This window comes from Thermophilibacter provencensis (assembly GCF_900128445.1).
Lineage (GTDB): Bacteria > Actinomycetota > Coriobacteriia > Coriobacteriales > Atopobiaceae > Thermophilibacter > Thermophilibacter provencensis.
Genome location: NZ_LT671417.1, coordinates 916,163 through 936,753, shown reverse-complemented (window position 1 = coordinate 936,753; position 20,591 = coordinate 916,163). Strand labels below are relative to the sequence as shown.

The window sequence follows — 20,591 nt, the reverse complement described above, 5'->3', positions numbered from 1 at the left end:
ATGCCGAGCGACTTCGGGGACGAGAGCGGCGAGGTCCTGGTCGAGTGGGCGTCGCGCGTCGCCGGGCTGTCGGGCGACGTCGCTGCGCGCCGCATGGCCCTGCGCCTCGCCGCGTCCCTGGAGCGCGCGCGTGACCGCGCGTCGGGAGGCCCCGAGGCCCCCGGCGAGGCGGCCGGCGCCCCCTGGGCGCGCCTCGACATGGAGGACTTCAGGGAGCTCGAGGGGTACGGGCAGGTGAGGGCCGCGATCGACGCGAAGCTCACCGCCGCCCAGGTCCGCCACGAGTTCTTCTCCGACGGCGAGGCCGGCAGGGAGTACCTGCTGTTCCCCGTCGCCGACGCCGGCCGCGTGTCGCGCGCCTTCGACGAGCTCGCCGCCAAGGCGCGCGAGATCGGCGGGGGCGGCACCGGAGGGGGCTCCCGCGACGCGCGCCCGCTCGAGGAGCGCGCCGCCCAGGCCCGCGACGCCGCGGCGGCCATCGAGGCCTCGCGCGGGCAGCGCGAGCGCGCGCTCGAGGTCGCCGAGAGGACGGTGGCCCGATGACGCGCCCCGTCTCCGGGGCGGGCGTCGCCGCCGCGGCGGCCCTCTCCGCCGCCGCCTTCCTCGCGACGAACGCGTACGCCTCGTGCCTCGCCTCCGCGGGCGGGGACCCCGTCGGCGCCGCCTCCGCGGCGCTCTCGCAGCTGCCCGGGCACCTCCTGTCCCGCGGCCTCTCGCCCGACCCCTCGGCCGGGCCCGTCGCGGCCGGCGTCGCCGCCGCGTGCGGGGTCTGGTCCGCGTGGGCGTGGCGCCAGGCCAGGCGCGGCAACTACCGCAGGGGCGAGGAGCACGGCAGCGCCCGCTGGGCGACGCCCGCCGAGATGAGGCGCTTCGCCGACGCGAGGGACCCGCGCGCCAACGTGATACTCACCAGGCGCTGCTCGCTCGCCTTCGAGCGGCCCGACCACGACCCGCGCTGGGAGCGCAACCGCAACGTGCTCGTCGTGGGCGGCAGCGGCTCGGGCAAGAGCCGCGGCTTCATAGCCCCGAACGTGATGCAGGCCCACGGGTCCTACTTCGTCACCGACCCCAAGGGGACGGTCGCGGCGGGCTCCCGCGCGGCGCTCGAGGCGGAGGGCTACGAGGTTAGGGTCTTCGACACCGTGGACCCCTCGCGCAGCGACCGCTACAACCCCATCGCCTACCTCGAGCGCGAGGCCGACATCGTGCGCTTCGCCGACTGCCTCGTGGAGAACACCACCGGCGACCGCGAGCGCGCCTCGGACCCGTTCTGGCCCGCGGCGGAGAAGCTGCTCTACACGGCGCTCGTCGCCTACCTCGTCTACCACTGCCCGGAGCGCGACCGCAGCCTCCCGGGCGTGCTCACGCTGCTGTCGCTCGCCGAGGCGCGCGACGACGACGAGGCCTACCTGAGCCCGCTCGACCTGCTGTTCCGCGAGATCGAGACCGGGCTGCGCTGCGTCGGGCCCCGCGGGGGCGCCGCGCGCTCGCCGCGCGACTTCGCCGACGGCGGGGTCTCCTGGGTCAGGGTCGCCGACCCCGTGCCGCCCGAGGCCGACTTCGCGCTCGGGCGCTACCGGGCGTTCCGCGCCGCGGCGGGCAAGACCCTCAAGTCGATCATCGTCTCGTGCAACGCGCGGCTCGCGCCGCTGGCGGTGGACGAGATGCGCGCCCTGCTCTCCGCCGACGACATGTCGCTGCGCCTCATGGGCGAGCCCGGCGCGCGCCGGGCGGTCTTCTGCGTCATGTCCGACACCAACCGGACCTACTCGTTCCTGCACGCGGTGATGATGTGGCAGGCGGTCGACCTGCTGTGCGACCGCGCGCTCGAGGCGCACGGGGGCTCGCTCCCGACGCCGGTGAGCTTCCTGCTCGACGAGTTCGCCAACATCGGCCGCATGCCCGACGTGGAGAAGTCCATCGCCGTGGTGCGCAGCCGCAACATGTCCATATCGCCCGTCGTCCAGTCCATGTCCCAGCTCAAGGCCGCCTACGGCGACGCCGCCCAGACCATCGTCGACTGCTGCGACACGCTGCTGTTCCTCGGCGGCAAGTCCACCGAGACCGCCCGCGAGATCGCGGAGTCGGTCGGCAAGGAGACGGTTACTGCGCTCACGCTCAACGAGACGCACGGCGCCTCGAGGAGCTCGACGAGCAACTACCAGATAGCGGAGCGCGACCTGATCCAGGCCGCGGAGGTCGCCCGGCTCGACCGGCGGCGCGCCGTCGTGCTGATCGCGGGCGCGCGGCCCTTCCTGGACGACAAGTACGACCCCGCGCGCGACGGGCGGCGCCGGCGCGGGGGGCGCGGGTGAGGGGCGCGGCGGCCGCGCCTGGGCGCCTGGGCACCGGGGAGCTTCCACCCTCCCCGGTGCGGCCGCCGCCAGAGCACTCGGGAGCGGCGGGCGCTCCCGGGCGGATTCTACCACGCGCGCGGGCGGCCCGCCCCGCCGGCGCGCAGAGAGGGGGCACATGCTCAACGAGATCATCGGGCTCGTGTCGGGGTGCGTAACGTTCCTCGGCGGGTTCCTCATCGTGTGGGGCGCCGTGTCGCTCGGCCTCGCCATCCGCGAGCAGCAGGGCGGCGCCCAGATCGCGAGCGCGATCTCCACCATCGCGGGCGGCGCGATCATCGTCGCGGCCGCCGTCTACTTCGGCATGCTCGACACGAGCTGGCTCCCGGCGTAGGGGGCGGCCGTGCTGAGCGTGTCGGTCCACAAGGACATCACCGAGTACCACGAGAAGATCGCCGGGAAGATGAGCGCCCGCACGCTCGCGTGCGTGTCCGGGGGCCTCGCCGCCTCGGTTGCCTCCGCGGCGGCGCTGAACCTGCTGCTGGGGGTGGCGCCCTCGGACGCGACCCTGCCGGTCATGGCGTGCTCGCTGCCCTTCTGGCTGCTGGGGTTCTGGCGGCCGCACGGGCTGCCGCCGGAGCGGTTCGTCCCGCTGTGGGCGGCGCACGCCCGCAGGCGGGGGCCGCTGCTCTACCGGCCGGTCGCGCTGCCGGCCTCGGGCCCCGCGCCCGAGCGGAGGGACCGCGCCTACGCGCGGAGGATGGGAAGGAAGGGGGCCGAGGCGCATGCGCCGAGCCAGGGAACCGAGGGGTAAGCACAGCAGGCCGACGCCGCGCCGGCCGTCGAGGGAGTCGGTGGGCCGGCGCGTCCGCCGCCAGGAGCGCGAGCTCTCGCGCGCCGGGGAGGACCGCCGCCGCGCCCGCGCGGCCGCCAGGGACGTGTACTCGGCCATCGGGTACGAGGCCATGTTCCCCGACGGCATCTGCGAGGTCGAGGAGGGGCTGTTCTCGATGAGCCTGGAGCTGCCCGACATCAGCTACCAGTCCGCGCGCGAGGAGACGCAGCGGGCGATGTTCTCCGCCTACTGCCAGCTCTGGGACTACTTCGGGGCGGACAGCTCGGCGCAGCTCACCATCGCCAACTCGCCGCTGCCCGCCGACGAGATCGGCGCGCGCTCGTTCTTCCGCGAGGAGGGCGAGACCGCGGCGCTCGCGCGCGAGTACAACAGGATCCTCAACGCGAAGATGCGCGAGGGGGTGTCCAACCTCGTGCGGCGCCGCTGGCTCACCTTCTCGGTGGCCTCAACCTCCGCCGAGGCGGCCGCGCCGCGCCTCGCGCGCATGCGCAACGACGCGGTCCAGACGCTCGCGCGCATCCGCTGCCAGGCCCGCCAGCTCGACGGAGCCGAGCGCCTCGCGGCGATCTCCTCGCAGCTGCGCCCCGGCCGCCGGCTCGCCTTCGACTGGGGCATGGTCGCCCCGCAGACGGGCCTGCGGACCAAGGACATCGTGGCACCCTCCTCGATCGACCTCAAGCCGGGCGGCTCGCCCGCGCTCATGAGGCTCGACGGGACGTGGTGCCAGGTCCTGACGCTGCGCCGCTTCGGCAGCGAGCTCGGCGACCGCTGCATCGCCGACGTCATCGACCTGCCGGTCCCGCTCACCGTCTCGCTCCACGTCCAGCCCATGGACCGCGCACGCGCGGTCGCCTACGTGAAGCAGCGCATCGCGTGGATGGACAAGGAGATCATCGACGAGCAGGTGCGCGCGGTGAAGAAGGGCTACGACTACGACATCCTGCCCTCCGAGCTCAAGTACTCGAAGGAGGAGGCGCTCGACCTGCTCGACCACCTCCAGACCAAGAACCAGCGGCTGTTCCTCTACGCGGGGCTCGTGGCGGTGTTCGCCTCCTCGCGCGAGGAGCTCGACGACCGCGTGGTTCAGGTCGTCTCCACGGCCCGGCGCAACTCCATCGACGCCGAGCCGCTCGCCTACCGCCAGCTCCAGGGCCTCAACTCGGTCCTGCCTCTCGGGCACAACCACGTCGGCCCCACGCGCATGATGACGACCGCCCAGGTCGCCGTGCAGATGCCCTTCGCGACGCAGGAGCTCTTCGACGAGGGCGGCGGCTACTACGGTCAGAACAAGCAGTCCTCGAACCTGGTGCTGTGCGACCGCAAGCGCCTCGCGAGCCCGATGGGCTACGTCGCCGGCAAGCCCGGCAGCGGCAAGTCCTTCTCGGTCAAGCGCGAGATCGAGAACACGATCCTTGCGCACCCCGGCGACCAGGTGGTCGTCTTCGACCCCGCCGGGGAGTACTCGCCGCTCGTGGAGGCCAACGGCGGGCGCGTGCTCAGGCTCGCCCCCGGCGCCGACACGCACCTGAACCCGCTCGACATGTCCGACGTGGCGCACCAGCCGCCCGCCGTGCAGATGGCGTTCAAGATCGACGCCGTGACGGCGCTGTCCTCGGCGACCATGGCCGAGGGCTCGGAGGGGCTCACCGAGGCGGACCGCTCGGTCATCGCCCGCTGCGTCGAGGCGGCCTACGCCGCGACGGCGGGCGCGACCCCGACCCTCGGCGACCTCTACAACCAGCTGCGGGCGCAGCCCGAGCGGGAGGCGCGCGACATGGCGCTGCGCTACGAGCGCTACGTCTCCGGCGCGATGTCGTTCTTCAACCACCAGAGCGACGCGGGATTCGACCGGCGCGTGACCTGCGTCGAGTTCAAGGACCTCGGCGGCTCCATGCGCACCTTCGGCATGCTCGCCGCCCTGGAGGCGGCGCGCAACCTCATGTACCGCAACTTCGAGCGCGGGGTCACGACCTGGCTCTACATCGACGAGGTCCAGTCGCTGTTCTCGCATCCCGCCATCATCAGCTACTTCTCCCGCTTCTGGGCGGAGGGGCGCAAGTTCAACCTGATCTGCACCGGAATCACGCAGAACTCGGTCTACATGCTCGGCCACCAGGAGGCGCGCAACCTCATCCTCAACTCCGACTTCATCCTGCTCCACAAGCAGTCGCCCGTGGACCGCGAGGCATGGGCGGAGCTGCTCGACCTCTCCGAGCAGGAGGAGGGCTTCATCGACGAGTCCGTCGAGGCGGGCGAGGGGCTGCTCGTCGCGGGCGCGGCGCGCATCCCCATCAAGGACAACTTCCCGCGCGGGCGGCTCTACGACCTGTTCAACACCAAGCCCGACGAGGTCGCCGAGCTCAGGCGCGCGGCCCGCGGGGAGGGCAGGTAGCCGGTGGCGGCGCCCGGGCTCACGCCGGAGGAACCCTCGGCCCTCGCCCGGCGCGGCTCGACCGACGCCGTGCGCGCGGGGCTCGTCAGGGGGTCCTCCGAGAGGGCCCGGAGGGTGTCGCGCGGCGGGCCGCGCGACACTGGCCTCGCCAGGGGGCGGGCGGAGCCCGTCCGCGAGGGGCGCGGGCAGCGCCCTCCCCCGCCGAAGGGGACGCGCCGGCGCCGCCTCTGCGCGGGGGGCCGGGAGGGGGAGGCGCGCCTCTGGCCCCGGCGCCCGCGGGCACGCCGCCCGCCGGGCCGCCCAGGCAAGGGCGCGGGGCGCCGCTGCGACCGCGGCCCGCTCCGCGGCGAAGAAGGGGGCGGCGGCGAAGCTGGTCGCCGCCGTCGCGCCCGGGGCGCTGCCCGCGGGGGCGTGCGTCGCCGCGGCGTTCTCCTTCGTCGTGTGCGTCCTGGCCGTCGCACAGCTCGTGTCGGCGCTCTTCGGGTTCTGGAGCCACGAGGAGTCGGCGGCGCGGGCGAGCGGGCTGCCGCCCTACGTGACCAGGGAGATGGTCGTCACCGCCCTTGAGTGCCAGGAGGAGTACGGCCACCCGGCCGGCTGCACGATCGCCCAGATCATCTGCGAGTCGGGCGTCGGCGACTCGCTGTCGGGCCTCGCCGAGCGCGACCGCAACCTCTTCGGCATCAAGTGGGCGGACTCCTTCGCGGGCTGCCCCGAGGTCGAGGGGTGGTCGAGCTGGCAGACCGGCGAGGAGCTCGGCGGCCAGGACGTCCAGGTGCGGGCGCGCTTCACAGTCTTCTCGAGCCACCGGGACTGCATCGTCTTCCGCTCCCGTGTGCTCCTGCAAGCCGAGCGCTACGCCGGCAACGCCCTCATACGCCGCGCCATCGAGGAGTGTGACTCGGACCTCATGGCGGAGGGCCTCAAGGACGCCGGCTACGCGACCGACTCGTCCTACGTCGAGGCGCTCAAGTCCGCGATGGACGCCTACGGCCTCAGGCGCTTCGACGGCATGACGGTCGAGGAGTACGAGAGCGGGGAGGCCGCCATGGCGGCGGTCCTCGAGGCGGCCCGCTCGCAGCTGGGGGTGCCCTACGTGTGGGGCGGCTCCACGCCGGGCGAGGCGCTCGACTGCTCGGGCCTCACCCAGTGGTGCTACTCGCAGGCGGGGATCGCGATCCCGCGCACCGCGAACGAGCAGCACGAGGGGGGCGAGGAGGTGCCCCTCTCCGAGGCGAGGCCGGGCGACATCCTGTGGCGCGACGGCCACGTCGCCATCTACGTCGGCGGCGACTCCTACATCCACGCGCCCAAGCCGGGCGACGTGGTCCGGGAGGCGACCGGCGTCGCCTACTTCACCTGCGCGGTCAGGTACCGATGAGAGGGGGAACCATGGAAACCGGGACCAGAGCCACCCGCGCCGCGCGCCGCGCCCCCGCCGCCGCGGCGGCGGGGCTGCTCGCGCTCGCGCTCTGCCTGCTCCTGCCGAGGCCCGCCTACGCGGACATCGCGGGCGACATCAACTCGTGGCTCTGCGGCCTCCTGCGCGACCTGTGCAACTGGATCTTCTCCGCGCAGGTGGACGTGCTGTCGGGGATCGGCTACGACGGGGTGCTCTCGAGCGCCTTCGACTCCATGCTGGGCACCGCGGGCGAGGTCACCATGCACGACGTGGCGCGCGGCGTCTGGGAGGCGGCGATACTGCCCATAGGGTGCGGCGTGCTGTCGCTGTCGTTCACGGTGCAGCTCATACACGTCTCCCAGCGCATGGAGGGCGACGCCCGCGTCCCGGGCGTGCGCGAGGTGGTGTTCCTGCTCGTGTTCTTCGCCGTCTTCCTGTTCCTCGTCCAGCACAGCTTCGACCTCATGGGCTCGGTCTACGAGGTGGTCAGGCTCGCGATCCGCCGCGTCACGGACCTGTTCGGCGCGGGTGGCTCGCTCGACCTGACCGAGGTGAGCATCGTGACCACGGAGGACGACGTCGCGTCGCTCCTCGCCATGGTGGTCGTCGCGCTCGTGAGCTGGGTCGTCGTCATCGCCGCCTACGTCGTGGCGCTCGTGGTGTCGTGGGCGCGCGCCCTGCAGATCTACGTCATGGCCGCCGCGGCGCCGATACCGCTGTCGGTGATGGCCCTCGAGGAGGGGCGCCAGGTGGGCGTCGGGTACCTGCGCAACTTCGCCGCGGTGTGCCTGGCCGGCCTCGTCATCCTGGTCGTCCTGGTGTCGTTCCCCATCGTGCTCGGCGGCCTCAACGCCGCCTCGGCGGGGACCGGCACGCCCGTCGACTCGGTCGTCGGGGGCCTCTCCTACGCCCTCCAGTACCTCGCCATGTGCGTTCTGCTCATCCTCGCGCTCGTGAAGAGCGGGGCCTGGGCCCGCGACATCGTGGGCGGGTGACGGGCGTGGGCGGCCGCGGGCGGGGCCCGCCCCGGGCGGGCGGCGAGGAAAGGAACCGAGTGATAGGAGGCAGATTGGCCGAGAACGAGAGGCCCGAGGGGGCCCAGGGCGAGCGCAGGAACGTCTACATCACGCTCCACCGCAACTTCGTGCGAGAGGACATCGAGTACACCGACCGCAGGACCGGCGAGACGCGCACCTTCAACCAGGTGACGCTGCCGGCCGGGACCGTGATCGACGGCAGGGACGTCGGGGGCTACGAGTTCAGCCCCCTGTTCGTAAACCCCGCACGGTTCCGCGACCCGGAGACGTGGCGGGACATCCCGCTGCTCGCCGACCGCGAGGTGCGGCTCTCACGCTCCGTGCTCGACGAGGAGGGCAACCCCGTCTTCGGCGCCGACGGGAGGCGCGAGAAGGACGTCGTCACGGTCACCCCGCAGCAGATCAAGGACGCCCTCAAGGAGGCGCGGCGCGCCTACGCGGAGCGCATGCGCGAGCGCGAGGGGCTCGGAGAGCGCGCCGCCTCGGCGCGGGCGTGCTCGGAGGCCCTCGCCGGCAGGGAAGCGCCCGCCGCCGGCAGGGACGCCAGATAGGAGGAGAGATGGGGAATGAGGCGAAGGAAACACGCGGCCGCGCCCTGCGCGCGGCCCTCGTCGCGGCGCTCGCGCTCGCGGTGCTGGTCCAGGCACTCGTCGCGCCCGGCCAGGCGCAGGCCGCCGAACGCGCGCCCGCGCTGTCCTCGGTCAGCTGGACCGAGGCGAAGCCGAAGATCGAGTCGTACCTGGGGACGCCCTACGTCTGGGGCGGCAAGGACGACTCGGGCTGGGACTGCTCGGGGTTCGTCGGCTGGGTGATGGTGCACGTCTACGGGACCGAGTGGCCCGGCGGCTCGCCCGGATACTGCGGCACCGACGCCATCAGGGAGTACGTCTCGGACGGCTGGGTGTACCACGGGGACTCGGCGCAGGGGTTCGACTCCGCGTTCGATGCCGGCACCGTACGGCCCGGCGACGTCGTGGTGTTCTGCAACGCCTCGGGGTCGACCGTGCACACCGCGATCGTCGGCGAGGACCGCACGCTCTACCACGCCCTGAACGAGCGGATGGGCACCTGCCACCAGGCGTTCGACGACGTGTGGGGCGTGAACGGCGGCCACGGCAAGGTCTACGCGAGCTTCGACGTGTACCGCGGCCTCGAGGACGCGGGGCGCATCCGGCTGCAGAAGTCCTCCGCGCGGCCCGCCGCCACCGAGGGCAACCCGAACTACAGCCTCGCCGGGGCGGAGTACGCGGTGTACGACGACGCTGGCTCGCAGGTGGCGACCCTCGTCACCGACGGGTCCGGCGCGGCGGGCCCCACGGGCGACCTGCCCAGCGGCACCTACACGGTGCGCGAGACCAAGGCGCCCGAGGGCTTCTCGCTCGACCCGGGCACCTACACGGTCGAGCTCGGCAGCGGCACGTGGGACGAGAGCCGCGAGGTCCTCGTGACGCCCGACCCCGAGGCGCCGCTCGCCGCGGCGTCGGTGGGGGTGCGGAAGCACGACTCGGAGACCGGGGAGGGCTCGCCCCAGGGCGGGGCGTCGCTCGCCGGCGCGGAGCTCCTCGTCGAGCACTACGCCGTCGATTCCGCGTCCGTGGACGGCCCTGAGGACCTCGAGGGGCTGGAGCCCGACATGAGCGCCGTGGCGGTCACAGGCGAGGACGGCCGCGCGGAGGTCTCCTCCATGACGGCGGCCGACGGGGCCGAGGTGCCGGGCGTGCCGCTCGGCGTGCTGCTGGTGACCGAGGCGAAGGCCCCGGAGGGCTACCTCGCCTCCGGCGAGGAGTTCCTGCTCAAGGTGTCGTCCGAGGACAACACGTCGGTGGAGGTCTCCAACGAGGCCGACTTCGCCGAGGACGTCGCCCGCGGCGGGGTGAGGGTCGAGAAGAGGGACCTCGAGACCGGAGAGAACGCGCCCCAGGGCGGGGCGTCCGTGGACGGGGCGGTCTTCGAGGTCGTGAACGACTCCGCCAGCCCCGTCACGGTCGGCGGCGAGGAGGTCGCGCCCGGGGAGGTCGCGCTCACGCTCGAGACCGAGGGAGGGGCCGCGGAGTCCGCGCCCGACGCCCTGCCCTACGGCGACTACCTCGTGCGCGAGGTCGAGGCGCCCGAGGGCTACCTCGGCACCGACGCCGAGGTCCCGTTCTCGGTCACGGCGGACGGCGAGGTCGTCGAGCTCACCGGGGAACGCGCGGTGGCCAACCAGGTCAGGCGCGGCGACCTCGAGCTCGTAAAGGTCTCCGACGGGGACCTCTCCCGCATGGCGGGCGTGCCGTTCCGCATCACCAGCGCGACCACCGGCGAGTCCCACGTCGTCGTGACCGACGGCAACGGGTACGCCAGCACGGCGGCCTCGTGGGTCCCGCACACCGCGTCGACCAACGCCAACGACCAGGCGGCCGACGGCTCCTGGGACGCCGCGGCGGGCGTGTGGTTCGGGGCGTCGGGGCCCGACGACTCCAAGGGGGCGCTGCCCTACGACACCTACGAGCTCGAGGAGCTCCCCTGCGCTTCCAACGAGGGCAAGCGGCTCCTCGGCCCCATCGAGGTGAGGGTCTACCGCGACTCCGTGACGGTCGACCTGGGCACGCTCACGAACGACGACCTGCCCCGCACCGTGGTCTCCAAGAAGTCGGTGACGGGCGAGGACGAGCTGCCCGGCGCGACGCTGCGCGTGTACGACGCGGACGGCGAGCTCGTGGAGGAGTGGGTCTCGGGCGACGAGCCCCACGAGCTGACGCTCATGCCCGGCTCCTACACGCTCCACGAGGAGGCCGCGCCCGAGGGCTACCTCGTCACCTCCGACGTGGAGTTCGAGGTCCTCGAGGGCGTTCCCGTGACGCAGGTGGAGATGGTCGACGAGCCCACCAGGGTGGAGGCCGGGAAGGTCGACGCTGACACGGGCGAGCCCCTCGCGGGCGCGACCATGCAGGTCGTGGACGCCGAGGGGGAGGTCGTCGAGGAGTGGGTCTCCGACGGCGAGCCCCACCTCATCGAGGCGCTCGCCCCGGGCGACTACATCCTCCACGAGGCCGAGGCGCCCGAGGGCTACGCGCTCGCCGAGGACGTCCCCTTCACCGTGGAGGAGACGGCCGACGCGCAGGCCGTGACCATGGCCGACGAGGCCCTGCCGGGGACCGCCCCGGGGACGACGCCCGGCGGCCTGCCCCAGACGGGCGACTGGTCCTGGCTCGTCCCCGCGGCGTGCGCCGCGGGTGCGGCAGCCTGCGTCGGTGGCGCCATCGCGCTCGGCTCCCGCCGCCGCGGGGCCGGGGCCGGAGCGGTCACGCGCGGCTCCCTCCGCCACAGGGCCCGCGCGAAGGGAGGGAAGCGATGGAGACCGTGATCGCCTGCGCCGTCACCGCGGTCCTCTCCTCGACGGTCACGCTCGTCGCCTACGCGTGCTGCGTGGCGGCGGGCAACGCGGACCGGAGGGAGGAGGGAGGCGAGTAGGCTGCGGCCATGACAGCTTGTCATGGCAGGGAGCCCCGTCGAGGCGAAGCTGCCTCGGTGGGGCTCCCTTTATGTCACGGCGGACCGGTGTCCGTGGGGGTTGTCGGTTGGGTCCCTGCCCGGCTGCTCCGGGGGGCTGCGGAGTCGGTGGCGCGCCGAAACTCAGGAACGGGGCGCTGTACTGGAGCGCACAGTGGATCTTGCCAAAGCTCTCGCTGCGACCATAGCCTTCCAAAAGTTAGTTAACTCTATCTTTTCTTGACCAAACGGGACATACCTGACCAAATGGGCTAGAGAGTAGCCGAGAAGCGCATCATACTCGCAAAGAGTAAACCAACTCTAACTAAGGAGCGAGCTATGTCAGGAACCCCTTCCGCCTCCCGCGGCCTCAAAGGCCGCGACCTCATCACCGTCGGCATCTTCACCGCGCTCTACTTCGTCATCAACTTCCTCTTCATGCTGCTCAGCGGCCTGCATCCCTACCTTTGGGTGTTCATGCCCGCCATCGATGCCCTGTTCGCCGGAATCCCGTTCATGCTCGCCTGCGCGAAGGTGCCGAAGTTCGGGACGGTCCTCATCATCGGAATGGTTCCCTCGCTCATCTACTTCATCACCGGGATGTTCACGCCCCTCATCCTCGGCCTCATGCTCGCCTCGTGCGTCGTCGCCGAGATCATCCGTGCCGCGACGCGCTATGAGAGCTTCGCGGGCAACGCCGTCGCCTACGCCGTGTTCGGCTTCGGCATGTGCGGAAGCCCGCTGCCCCTGTGGGCCTTCCACGACTCGTTCGTCGCGCAGATCGCCGGGCAGGGCATGGGGGCCGATTACCTCGCGACGCTCGAGACGGCGGCAAACCCGGGCATGCTCGTTGCCATGTTCGCAGCGACCTTCGTCGCGGGGCTCATCGGCGCCTACATCGCCCGCGGGATGTTCAAGAAGCACTTCGTGAAAGCCGGCCTGGCGTGATGCGGCGGGCAGATGACGGAGCCCATCGCATCCTTGGGGCGCGCAGCGGAAAAGGAGTCATAGACCCAGACCCGCGCACGCTCATGGGGGTGCTCGTCGCAGCCTCGATAACGGCCTTCGTGGGCAAATCCCTCGAAGTCGAGCTCCTGCTCGTCCTCACGGCCTCCGTCCTGCAGGCGCTCTGCGGCCATGTTCGCATGGCGGTCGGCTTCGCGGTCCTGTATGCCGCGCTGTGGGCGGTGCTCAACGTCGTGCTTCCCGGCGTCGGCGGGGTGGCGGCGACGATGTTCACCATCAGCCTCACGTTCGCGCGCAAGATCTACCTCTGCCTCATGGTGGGCACCCTGCTCGTGAGGGACAACACCGTCCACCGCATCGCCTCGGCCCTCGCGAAGCTGCGCGTGCCCCAGGCGGTCCTCATCCCCCTGACCGTCACGATGCGCTACTTCCCAACGCTCAAGGAGGAGGCGGCTCACATCCGGGACGCCATGGCGCTCCGCGACATCCCGCCGGCAAGCCGCCTCGAATGCTTCGCGGTGCCCCTCGTCATGTCAGCGACCTCCACGGCCGAGGAGCTCTCCCGCGCCGCGACGTGCCGGGGGATCGAGAACCCCGCCCCGTCCACGGACACGGAGAGGCTCTCCATGCGCGCGTCGGACTGGGCGATCCTCTCGGCGTCGGCTGCGGCGGTGGCCGCGGTTGCCTTGTGGGGAGGTGCTGTCTGATGGAGAGGGTTTCGCATGCGCCCCGAAGACCGCTCGGCGAGCCCGTCGTGAGGCTCGAGAACGTCTCCTGCGAGGCGGCAGGGGGCAGGAAGATTCTGGACGGAATCGACCTCGAGGTCCGAAGGGGCGAATGTCTGATGCTCGTCGGACGCTCGGGGTCGGGCAAGACGACCATCACGAAATGCATCAACGGCCTGATCCCGTCGTTCGAGCCGGGCATCGAGATGGCCGGCTCGGTCTCCGTCTGCGGGCTCGACCCCGGTCGCTGCGAGATGTACGAGCTCGCCGAACGCGTCGGGAGCGTGTTCCAGAACCCGAAGAGCCAGTTCTTCAACCTCACGTCCAACGACGAGCTCGCTTTCGGGCTCGAGTCGCGCGGGGTCCCCGTAACGGAGATCGAGGCACGGATAAGAACCACCGTGGAGGCCCTGGACGCCCGCAGGCTGCTGGGGCGCAACGTCACCGAGATGAGCGGCGGAGAGCGCCAGAGCCTCGTCTTCGCCTCCGTCGACGTGGCGAGGCCCGACGTGTACGTGCTCGACGAGCCCACCGCGAACCTCGACACGACCGCCGTGCAGAGGCTGCATGACGAGGTGCGCTCCGTCGTCGCGGAGGGCGGGACCGTCATCATCGCCGAGCACCGGCTCTATTTCGCCTCGGACCTCATCGACCGCGCCATTCTCGTCGAGGGCGGCCGCATAGTCCGCGAGCTCTCGCCGGAAGAGCTCCTCGGGCTCTCCTCGGAGGAGCGGGAGGGGATGGGGCTCCGCGCCGTCGGCGCGGGCGACGCCCTCGCCGTGCGCGTGCCGCGCGCGGCGGCGGGCAACCGGACGGGGGCTGGCCTCGCGCTGGACGACTACACCGTGGTTCGGGGGGACGGGGCGGTGTTCGCTCCGCTGAGCGTGACGGTTCCTGCCGGCGGTGTGCTGGGCGTCCTGGGCGAGAACGGCACGGGGAAGAGTACGCTGCTCCGGGGGATCGCCGGCCTCGAGCGCAAGGACGCGGGCCGCGTCCTCGTCGGAGGGAAGCAGGTCGCGCGCCGCGCTCGGAGGCGTCTCGTCTCGCTCGTGATGCAGGACGTCAACAACCAGCTCTTCAGCGACAGCGTCTGGAACGAGTGCATGCTTTCGCTGGGCGGCAGGGAGGAGGGGGAAGCCAGGGAGAGGGCAGAGGCGACGCTTGCCTCGCTTGACCTTCTCGGTGCGCGGGACGTGCACCCCATGGCCCTGTCCGGCGGGCAGAAGCAGCGCCTCGCCGTGGCGTGTGCGCTCCTTTCTGAGAGAAGGCTGATCCTTTTGGACGAGCCAACGAGCGGGCTCGACCTCGACCGCATGAAGCAGGTGGCGAGCCTGGTCCGCGGCCTGTCGGACGAAAGGGCGACCGTAGTCCTCGTCACCCACGACCGAGAATTCCTGAACCGCTGCTGCGACAGCGCGCTGGAGCTCACGCGCGCCGGGTAGGATGGTGTGAGGAGGTGGATCGTGGACATTCCGTCGGACATTTTTTCTAGCAGGGGGCTGCTGCCTGCGAGGGTGCTCGGGGATGCGCCGGAGCGCGCCATCGAGGGCGAGGTTCGGATCGACATCGACGGGGATTCGGGCCTGCTTGAGATCGAGACCGAGTCGGGTGCCGGCTCGATGTCGCTCGTCGAGCCGCTTCCCGGGATAATGATCTCGTTCAACGACTTCCATATGGAGCGTTGCGTCTCAGGGTTCTCCACCTCGGCAGAGGTCCTTTGCGTCGACTGGTGCGAGGAGGGGCGCCTCGAGCAGCCCATGGCGGGCGGGTCGTGCGCCTACGTCGCAGCCGGGGACATCAAGGTCGACGACAGGTCGAACCATTCCGGGGAGTTCCTGCTTCCCACGGGCAGGTACCGGGGCGTCACGGTCACCTACGAGGTCGAGCGCGCCCAGAGGTCGATCCTCCGGGCGCTCGAGGGGTTTCCCGTCGACCTGCGCGGGCTTCGTCGCAGATACTGCCTCGACGGGACCCCGTTCCTGCTCCACCGCTGCGAAGGAGCCTCGCACATATTCTCGGAGCTCAGCGTGACCCCGGAAAGAATCCGGAAGAGCTACTGCCAGATCAAGGCGCTCGAGCTCCTGCTGCTGCTCCACGCGCTCGACCCGCTCCCGGCAAACGACATGGCGTACTTCCCGAAATCGCAGGTTGCTCGGGTCAAGCAAGTGAGGGACATCATCGCGCGCGACCTATCCTCGACGGTGACCGTCGAGGAGGCGGCAAGCCTCGCGCACATGCCGCTCACGACGTTCAAGGCGTGCTTCAAGGGTGTGTACGGGTCCTCTCCCGCCACGTACTTTCGGCGCCTCAAGATGGATCTCGCGGCCCAGCTCCTCAGGGAGTCCGAGATGAAGGTGGCAGATATCGGGGCCGCGGTAGGCTACGACAGCCCGTCCAAGTTCTCCGCCGCCTTCAAGTCAGCGTGGGGCGTCTCTCCCGCCGGCTATCGCCGCTCATTGCGGTAGGCGCCGCCGTTTCCGACCATCTGGGCGAGCGTCGCCCAGATGGAGCTGAACCCCCTCCCGCTCTGCCCAATAATAAGCCTTAGTTAACTTCTATTGCCCGGTCATACGGGCAGGACGGGGATGTGATGCTATGGCTGGAACCGGCAGGCACAGGGGCGAAGGGGGGCGTTCCTGGCTGGGGACGCTCCTCTCGTACTCCGGGAGATGCAAAGGAAAGATGGCGCTATCGCTCGCCGCGTCGATAGCGAGCGTCGGGACGGGATTCGTTCCCTTCTATGCGGTGTTCCGCATCGTAGAGGCGGCCATGGAGGGGCGGCTCACGTTCGAGATCGCAGCCCCCTGGCTCTGCCTGGCCGCGGGATCGTATGTCGCAAGCAAGGCACTCTTCGGCATTTCGACGCTCCTGTCCCACGTCTCCGCCTACACCATCCTTGAGACGCTTCGCCGGGACTTCGTCGAAAAGCTGATGAGGGCGTCGCTCGGCACCGTGCAGGGGAAGAGCATCGGTCAGATAAAGAACGTTTTCCTCGACAGGATCGAGGGGGTCGAGGTCCCGCTCGCCCATATGATCCCCGAGCTTTCCGGGTCGACGCTCCTCGCCCTGGGGCTCGCGGCGTGGCTCGTGGCCATCGACTGGCGCATGGCGGCGGCCTGCCTCGTGTCCGTGCCCATAGGGCTTGGCATATTCGCGTCGAGCCTGAAGGAGTTCAACGCCAGGTACGCGGCGTACATGGCCGAGAGCAACCACGTGAACAGCGTGATCGTCGAGTACATCGAGGGCATCCAGGTAGTCAAGGCGTTCAACCAGGCGAGCGACTCGTATCGGAAGTACGCGGACGCGGTCCGCAGCTTCAAGGACTACACGATGGGTTGGTTCCGATCGGCGTGGGTCGGCATGAACCTCATGGCGAGCATCATGCCGACGACGCTCCTGGGCGTGCTGCCCGTCGGTCTTTGGATGTACTTCGCGGGAGCGCTCGGCCCGTCGCAATTCGCGATGTGCGTGATTTTGGCGCTTGCCGTCGTTGACCCGATCATGAGGTTCACCTCGTTCGTCAACGAGATGAAGTCCATGGAGTATGCCGTCGCGGACACGAGAGAGTTCCTCGACCTGCCCGAGCTCTCCGATCCCGCCGAGCGGGCGCTGCCGCTCGACGCGTCGATCGAGATGAAGGATGTGAGGTTCGCCTACGACGAGGGCGACGATGTCCTCCATGGGGTGTCCCTCGCGATTCCGCAGGGCTCGTTCACCGCCCTGGTGGGCCCTTCCGGCTCGGGCAAGTCGACCATCGCCCGTCTTGTCGCGCGCCATTGGGACGTGTGCGGCGGATCGGTCTCCGTGGGCGGCGTGGACGTCCGCGAGATGCCCCTCGACCAGCTGTCCGAACTCGTGAGCTTCGTCGCCCAGGACAACTACCTCTTCGATGCCACGATCCGGGAGAACATCCGTCTCGGCCGGCCGCAGGCGACGGACGAGGAGGTCGCCGAGGCCGCCAGGGCTGCTTGCTGCGACGAGTTCGTGTCGAAGCTCCCGCAAGGCTATGACACGCAAGCCGGTGCGGCCGGCGGCGCCCTTTCCGGTGGGGAGCGCCAGCGCATCTCGATAGCCCGCGCGATCCTCAAAGACGCGCCGATCGTCCTCCTCGATGAGGCCACCGCGTTCACCGATCCGGAGAACGAGGACAAGATTCAGCGCTCTATCGCGAGGCTCTCGGCCGGAAAGACGCTTGTGGTCATAGCCCATCGGCTCTCGACGATCACGGCTGCGGACAACATCATCGTTATCGACAAGGGCTCGATCGTCGACCAGGGGACCCATGACGACCTTCTCGCAAAATGCCCGCTCTACGGGCGTATGTGGAGGGCGCACATCGGGGCGAGGGACTGGGCGGCTGGATCGAATGACCAGAAGGGGGGCTCCCGATGATCAAGGCTCTCATGAGAATCGTTCGCTGGACCGGCCCTTACAAGAAAAGACTCATCCTGGGCTGCGTCTGCTCGTTCTTCATGACGTGGGCAACGGCGGCGCCCGTGATGCTCGCGGCCTGGCTGCTCGCCTGCGTCGCGGAGGATGCGCGCGGCATCCAGGGGCTCGACCCGTCGTGGGTCTGGTGGTCGCTTCTGGCGCTCATAGCCTGCATAGGCTTGCGCTTCATCCTGACATACGGGAAGAACCGGTTGCAGGAGTCAATCGGATACGAGGTGGCGCCTGAGGATCGCATCAAAATCGGCAACGTCTTGAAGCGCGTCCCACTCGGCTATTTCGACGAGGTCAAGACGGGCGACATACTGGCGACGGCGACCACGGAACTGGGTATCTTGGAGCTTCAGGGCATGAAGATGGTCGACGCAGTGATCAACGGCTACGTAAACCTTGCCGCAGTTGTGGCGTTCCTCTTCATCCTCGAGCCGATGGCCGGATTTGCCGCCCTCGCCGGCACCGTCGTGTCCTGCCTCGCGCTCACGGCGGTGAACAGGGTCTCGAAGCGCCTGACGCCGAGGGCGCATGCGGAGACCGAGCAACTCGCTGGGGATATCGTCGAGTACGTCCGGGGGCTCGGAACGGCGAAGTCGTACGGCCATGGAGGGGCCGCGATGCGGCCCATCCTGGCAACGATAAGGAGGCTGAAGGAGGCGCGCATCGCGATCGAGTTCGGCTTCACGCCTCGCAATCTCGTCCACCTCGTTGCGTTCAAGTTGGCGAGCGTCGGCGTCGTGGCGTCTGCCGTGTGGGGATATGCGAACGGCGGCATCGAGCTCTGGACGCTCCTTGCCCTCTGCGCATTCTCGTTCACCGTGTTCTCCGGCGTCGAGCGCGTGAACGATTCCGCCCACATGCTTGGCGATCTCGATGACATCATGAACCGTATCGACGCCGTAGAGAACGCCCCCTACATCGATTCCGACGGCCGAGACGTCCCCCTTACTGAGCACGGTATCGAGCTGCGAGGCGTCTCGTTCTCGTACGGCCGCGAATCGGGCGCGAAGGTGCTGTCGGACGTGTCGTGCGACATTCCGGAGAAGACGACGTGCGCCATCGTGGGCCCGAGCGGATCGGGCAAGACGACGATCGCCAACCTCATGATGCGCTTCTGGGATGTCGACGAGGGCTCGGTCCTCGTCGGGGGGCATGACGTGCGAGAGCTGACCTGCGACAGCCTTCTGAGGAACTTCTCGGCGGTTTTCCAGAACGTCTACCTGTTCAACGACACCATCGAGAACAACATTCGCTTCGGGCGCCCGGGCGCCACGCACGAAGAGGTCGTCGAGGCGGCGCGCAGGGCGCGGGTCGACGAGTTCGTCCGCGAGCTTCCGGATGGCTACGAAACCTTGGCGGGCGAGGCCGGAGGCGCCCTCTCCGGTGGCCAAAAGCAGCGCATCTCCATCGCCAGGGCGCTGCTCAAGGACGCCCCGATCGTGATCCTCGACGAGGCGACGGCGAGCATCGACCCAGAGAACGAGTCCCTCATACAGGAGGCCCTCTCCGAGCTCACGCGGGGGAAGACAGTGGTCGTCATTGCCCACCGCCTCGCAACCATAGAGAGCGCCGACCAGATCCTCGTCGTCGAGGGCGGCAGGATCGTGCAGCGCGGCACGCACGAGGAGCTACTCGGTCAGGAAGGGACGTATCGCCGGTTCGTCGAGATTCGCGGTCGCGCGGAGGGCTGGCGCATAGGCGAGGAGACCGTCGCCGGCGTGAGCGGGGAGGCGATCGATGCTTCATGAGTCGGGCGAAGACTACCTCGAGGCCATCCTCGTGATCCGCCGCCTGCGCGGGTCGTGCCGCAACGTGGACATCGCCGAGCGCCTCGGACGCTCCAAGCCGAGCGTCTCCAAGGCGCTCTCGAACCTCGTTGCGGCCGGCCTCGTCCGGATGTGCGGCCACGACGTCCGCCTCACCGAGGAGGGCGAGCGCGCCGCGTCGACGACGCTCGAGCGCCACCGCTTCTTCGAGCGGCTGCTCGTCGAGTCCGGCGTCGACGCGCGCACCGCCTCGGCGGAGGCCTGCCGCATGGAGCACTGCCTCTCCGAGGACTCGTTCCGCAAGCTCTCAGAGCGCCTGGCCCCGGAGACCGGCGCCGCATAGGGTAGCGCGCCTCCCCCTAGCGGCTTTCAGAGCGGCCCCTTTCGCCGGACGACAAGAGGGGCCGCCTTCTTGCGGGCATGTGCGCGCCTCGACGGGAGGGGGGGCTGTCTCTTGTACACACCTGGCGCTGCCGAGGACGTGTGGCTACGAAGCGAGCGGCGCTCTCGCTGTGAGCGCGTCAGGGCGCCGCGAGTCAGATGTCTCGCGTGGCGCCGGTACGCGGCGCGCAACCCGGCTCGCGGGACGGGCCGGGTAGACGCGGCTGACGGGCACAAGTCTGCAGGGCCGCGGCTGTGCCGAGGCGCCCGCGCCCGTGGCACCGTTGTCATCGTTGCGGGCCCCGGCGGGACGCCGGTCCCCGTAGAGGTCGACAGCACGGTCGCCGGCGCCCTCGAGGACATGCGGCGCGAGGCGTGGCGGATCGAGCGCAGGGAGGCCCGGCACACGCTCGGCCTCGATGCCATGGGCCCGTCCGCCGCGTCAACCGGGCCGGAGTCGGACCCGGGGTTCGCCCTCATGAAGCACTGCCAGGCGGACGAGCTCGTCGCGGCGCTGTCCCGGCTGCCGAAAGTCCAGCTTCGCCGCCTACTCATGCATGCCGTCGTGCGCCTCCCGGTCAGGGAGATCGCCCGTCGTGAGGGCTGCTCCGAGCGGGCGGTGAAGTACAGCCTCGCGAGGGCGAGGAAGAGAATGAGGGGAATTCTGAGTACAACCCCCTGCCCACTCTGGTCCTGCGCCTCGCGCAATGCGTCCAAGGATTCTCTCAGATAGCCGTCAAATCGAAGATGACGGAGAAGTCCTGCTGGCCAGGGTTCTAAGCCCCCAACAGGCATATCGCGCAGATCAACGAGCGGGTGCACAGGCAAGCGACGGCGGGTTTCGTCGCTGCTCCTCCT

17 protein-coding genes are annotated in these 20,591 nt (G+C 70.2%); all 17 read left to right on the top strand.

What is annotated here, in order from left to right:
• The 17 genes from BQ7391_RS04225 (at position 1) to BQ7391_RS04145 (ending at position 20,466) form a co-directional block, all read left to right on the top strand.
• On the top strand, positions 1-543 hold the full coding sequence (locus BQ7391_RS04225) for a hypothetical protein (RefSeq protein ID WP_075279439.1): 543 nt from the start codon (positions 1-3) through the stop codon (positions 541-543).
• Positions 540-2,315 (top strand): VirD4-like conjugal transfer protein, CD1115 family, encoded by a 1,776-nt coding sequence (locus BQ7391_RS04220; RefSeq protein WP_075279438.1) that lies wholly within the window; start codon positions 540-542, stop codon positions 2,313-2,315. Before BQ7391_RS04225 ends, BQ7391_RS04220 begins: the two co-directional genes overlap by 4 nt.
• Positions 2,316-2,472: 157 nt before the next feature.
• Entirely contained in the window at positions 2,473-2,688 is a 216-nt protein-coding gene (locus BQ7391_RS04215) for a hypothetical protein (RefSeq protein WP_075279437.1), read from the top strand.
• A 9-nt stretch (positions 2,689-2,697) separates the two neighbouring features.
• Positions 2,698-3,108, top strand: coding sequence for a PrgI family protein (locus BQ7391_RS04210; RefSeq protein WP_075279436.1), 411 nt, complete (start codon positions 2,698-2,700; stop codon positions 3,106-3,108).
• Between the two features lie 40 nt (positions 3,109-3,148).
• A complete protein-coding gene (locus tag BQ7391_RS04205) occupies positions 3,149-5,542 on the top strand; it encodes a VirB4-like conjugal transfer ATPase, CD1110 family (RefSeq protein WP_235858616.1) in 2,394 nt (797 codons plus the stop codon).
• Positions 5,543-5,981: 439 nt separating this feature from the next.
• Positions 5,982-6,923, top strand: a complete 942-nt coding sequence (locus BQ7391_RS04200) for an NlpC/P60 family protein (RefSeq protein WP_075279434.1) — start codon at positions 5,982-5,984, stop codon at positions 6,921-6,923.
• Positions 6,924-6,934: 11 nt separating this feature from the next.
• Entirely contained in the window at positions 6,935-7,939 is a 1,005-nt protein-coding gene (locus BQ7391_RS04195) for a VirB6/TrbL-like conjugal transfer protein, CD1112 family (protein ID WP_075279433.1), read from the top strand.
• A 74-nt stretch (positions 7,940-8,013) separates the two neighbouring features.
• On the top strand, positions 8,014-8,532 hold the full coding sequence (locus BQ7391_RS04190) for a DNA gyrase (RefSeq protein WP_075279432.1): 519 nt from the start codon (positions 8,014-8,016) through the stop codon (positions 8,530-8,532).
• Between the two features lie 8 nt (positions 8,533-8,540).
• Positions 8,541-11,327 carry a SpaA isopeptide-forming pilin-related protein gene (locus tag BQ7391_RS04185; RefSeq protein WP_075279431.1) on the top strand — a complete coding sequence of 929 codons (2,787 nt, stop codon included), beginning with the start codon at positions 8,541-8,543 and terminating at the stop codon, positions 11,325-11,327.
• 464 nt (positions 11,328-11,791) lie between these two features.
• Entirely contained in the window at positions 11,792-12,400 is a 609-nt protein-coding gene (locus BQ7391_RS04180) for an MptD family putative ECF transporter S component (RefSeq protein ID WP_075279430.1), read from the top strand.
• Complete coding sequence (locus BQ7391_RS04175; RefSeq protein ID WP_075279429.1) at positions 12,400-13,125, top strand: energy-coupling factor transporter transmembrane component T; 726 nt, start codon at positions 12,400-12,402, stop codon at positions 13,123-13,125. Before BQ7391_RS04180 ends, BQ7391_RS04175 begins: the two co-directional genes overlap by 1 nt.
• Positions 13,125-14,585 (top strand): ABC transporter ATP-binding protein, encoded by a 1,461-nt coding sequence (locus tag BQ7391_RS04170; protein WP_075279428.1) that lies wholly within the window; start codon positions 13,125-13,127, stop codon positions 14,583-14,585. The genes BQ7391_RS04175 and BQ7391_RS04170 overlap by 1 nt, the downstream gene beginning before the upstream one ends.
• A gap of 21 nt (positions 14,586-14,606) precedes the next feature.
• Positions 14,607-15,608, top strand: a complete 1,002-nt coding sequence (locus BQ7391_RS04165) for a helix-turn-helix domain-containing protein (RefSeq protein WP_075279427.1) — start codon at positions 14,607-14,609, stop codon at positions 15,606-15,608.
• Between the two features lie 217 nt (positions 15,609-15,825).
• A complete protein-coding gene (locus BQ7391_RS04160) occupies positions 15,826-17,535 on the top strand; it encodes an ABC transporter ATP-binding protein (protein ID WP_083662089.1) in 1,710 nt (569 codons plus the stop codon).
• Positions 17,532-19,334, top strand: a complete 1,803-nt coding sequence (locus tag BQ7391_RS04155; protein ID WP_075279425.1) for an ABC transporter ATP-binding protein — start codon at positions 17,532-17,534, stop codon at positions 19,332-19,334. The genes BQ7391_RS04160 and BQ7391_RS04155 overlap by 4 nt, the downstream gene beginning before the upstream one ends.
• Positions 19,324-19,695, top strand: a complete 372-nt coding sequence (locus tag BQ7391_RS04150; protein WP_075279424.1) for a metal-dependent transcriptional regulator — start codon at positions 19,324-19,326, stop codon at positions 19,693-19,695. Before BQ7391_RS04155 ends, BQ7391_RS04150 begins: the two co-directional genes overlap by 11 nt.
• A gap of 399 nt (positions 19,696-20,094) precedes the next feature.
• The gene (locus BQ7391_RS04145) at positions 20,095-20,466 is read left to right on the top strand and encodes an RNA polymerase sigma factor (protein ID WP_083662088.1); all 372 of its coding nucleotides are present in this window, start codon (positions 20,095-20,097) and stop codon (positions 20,464-20,466) included.
• Positions 20,467-20,591 lie beyond the last annotated feature (125 nt).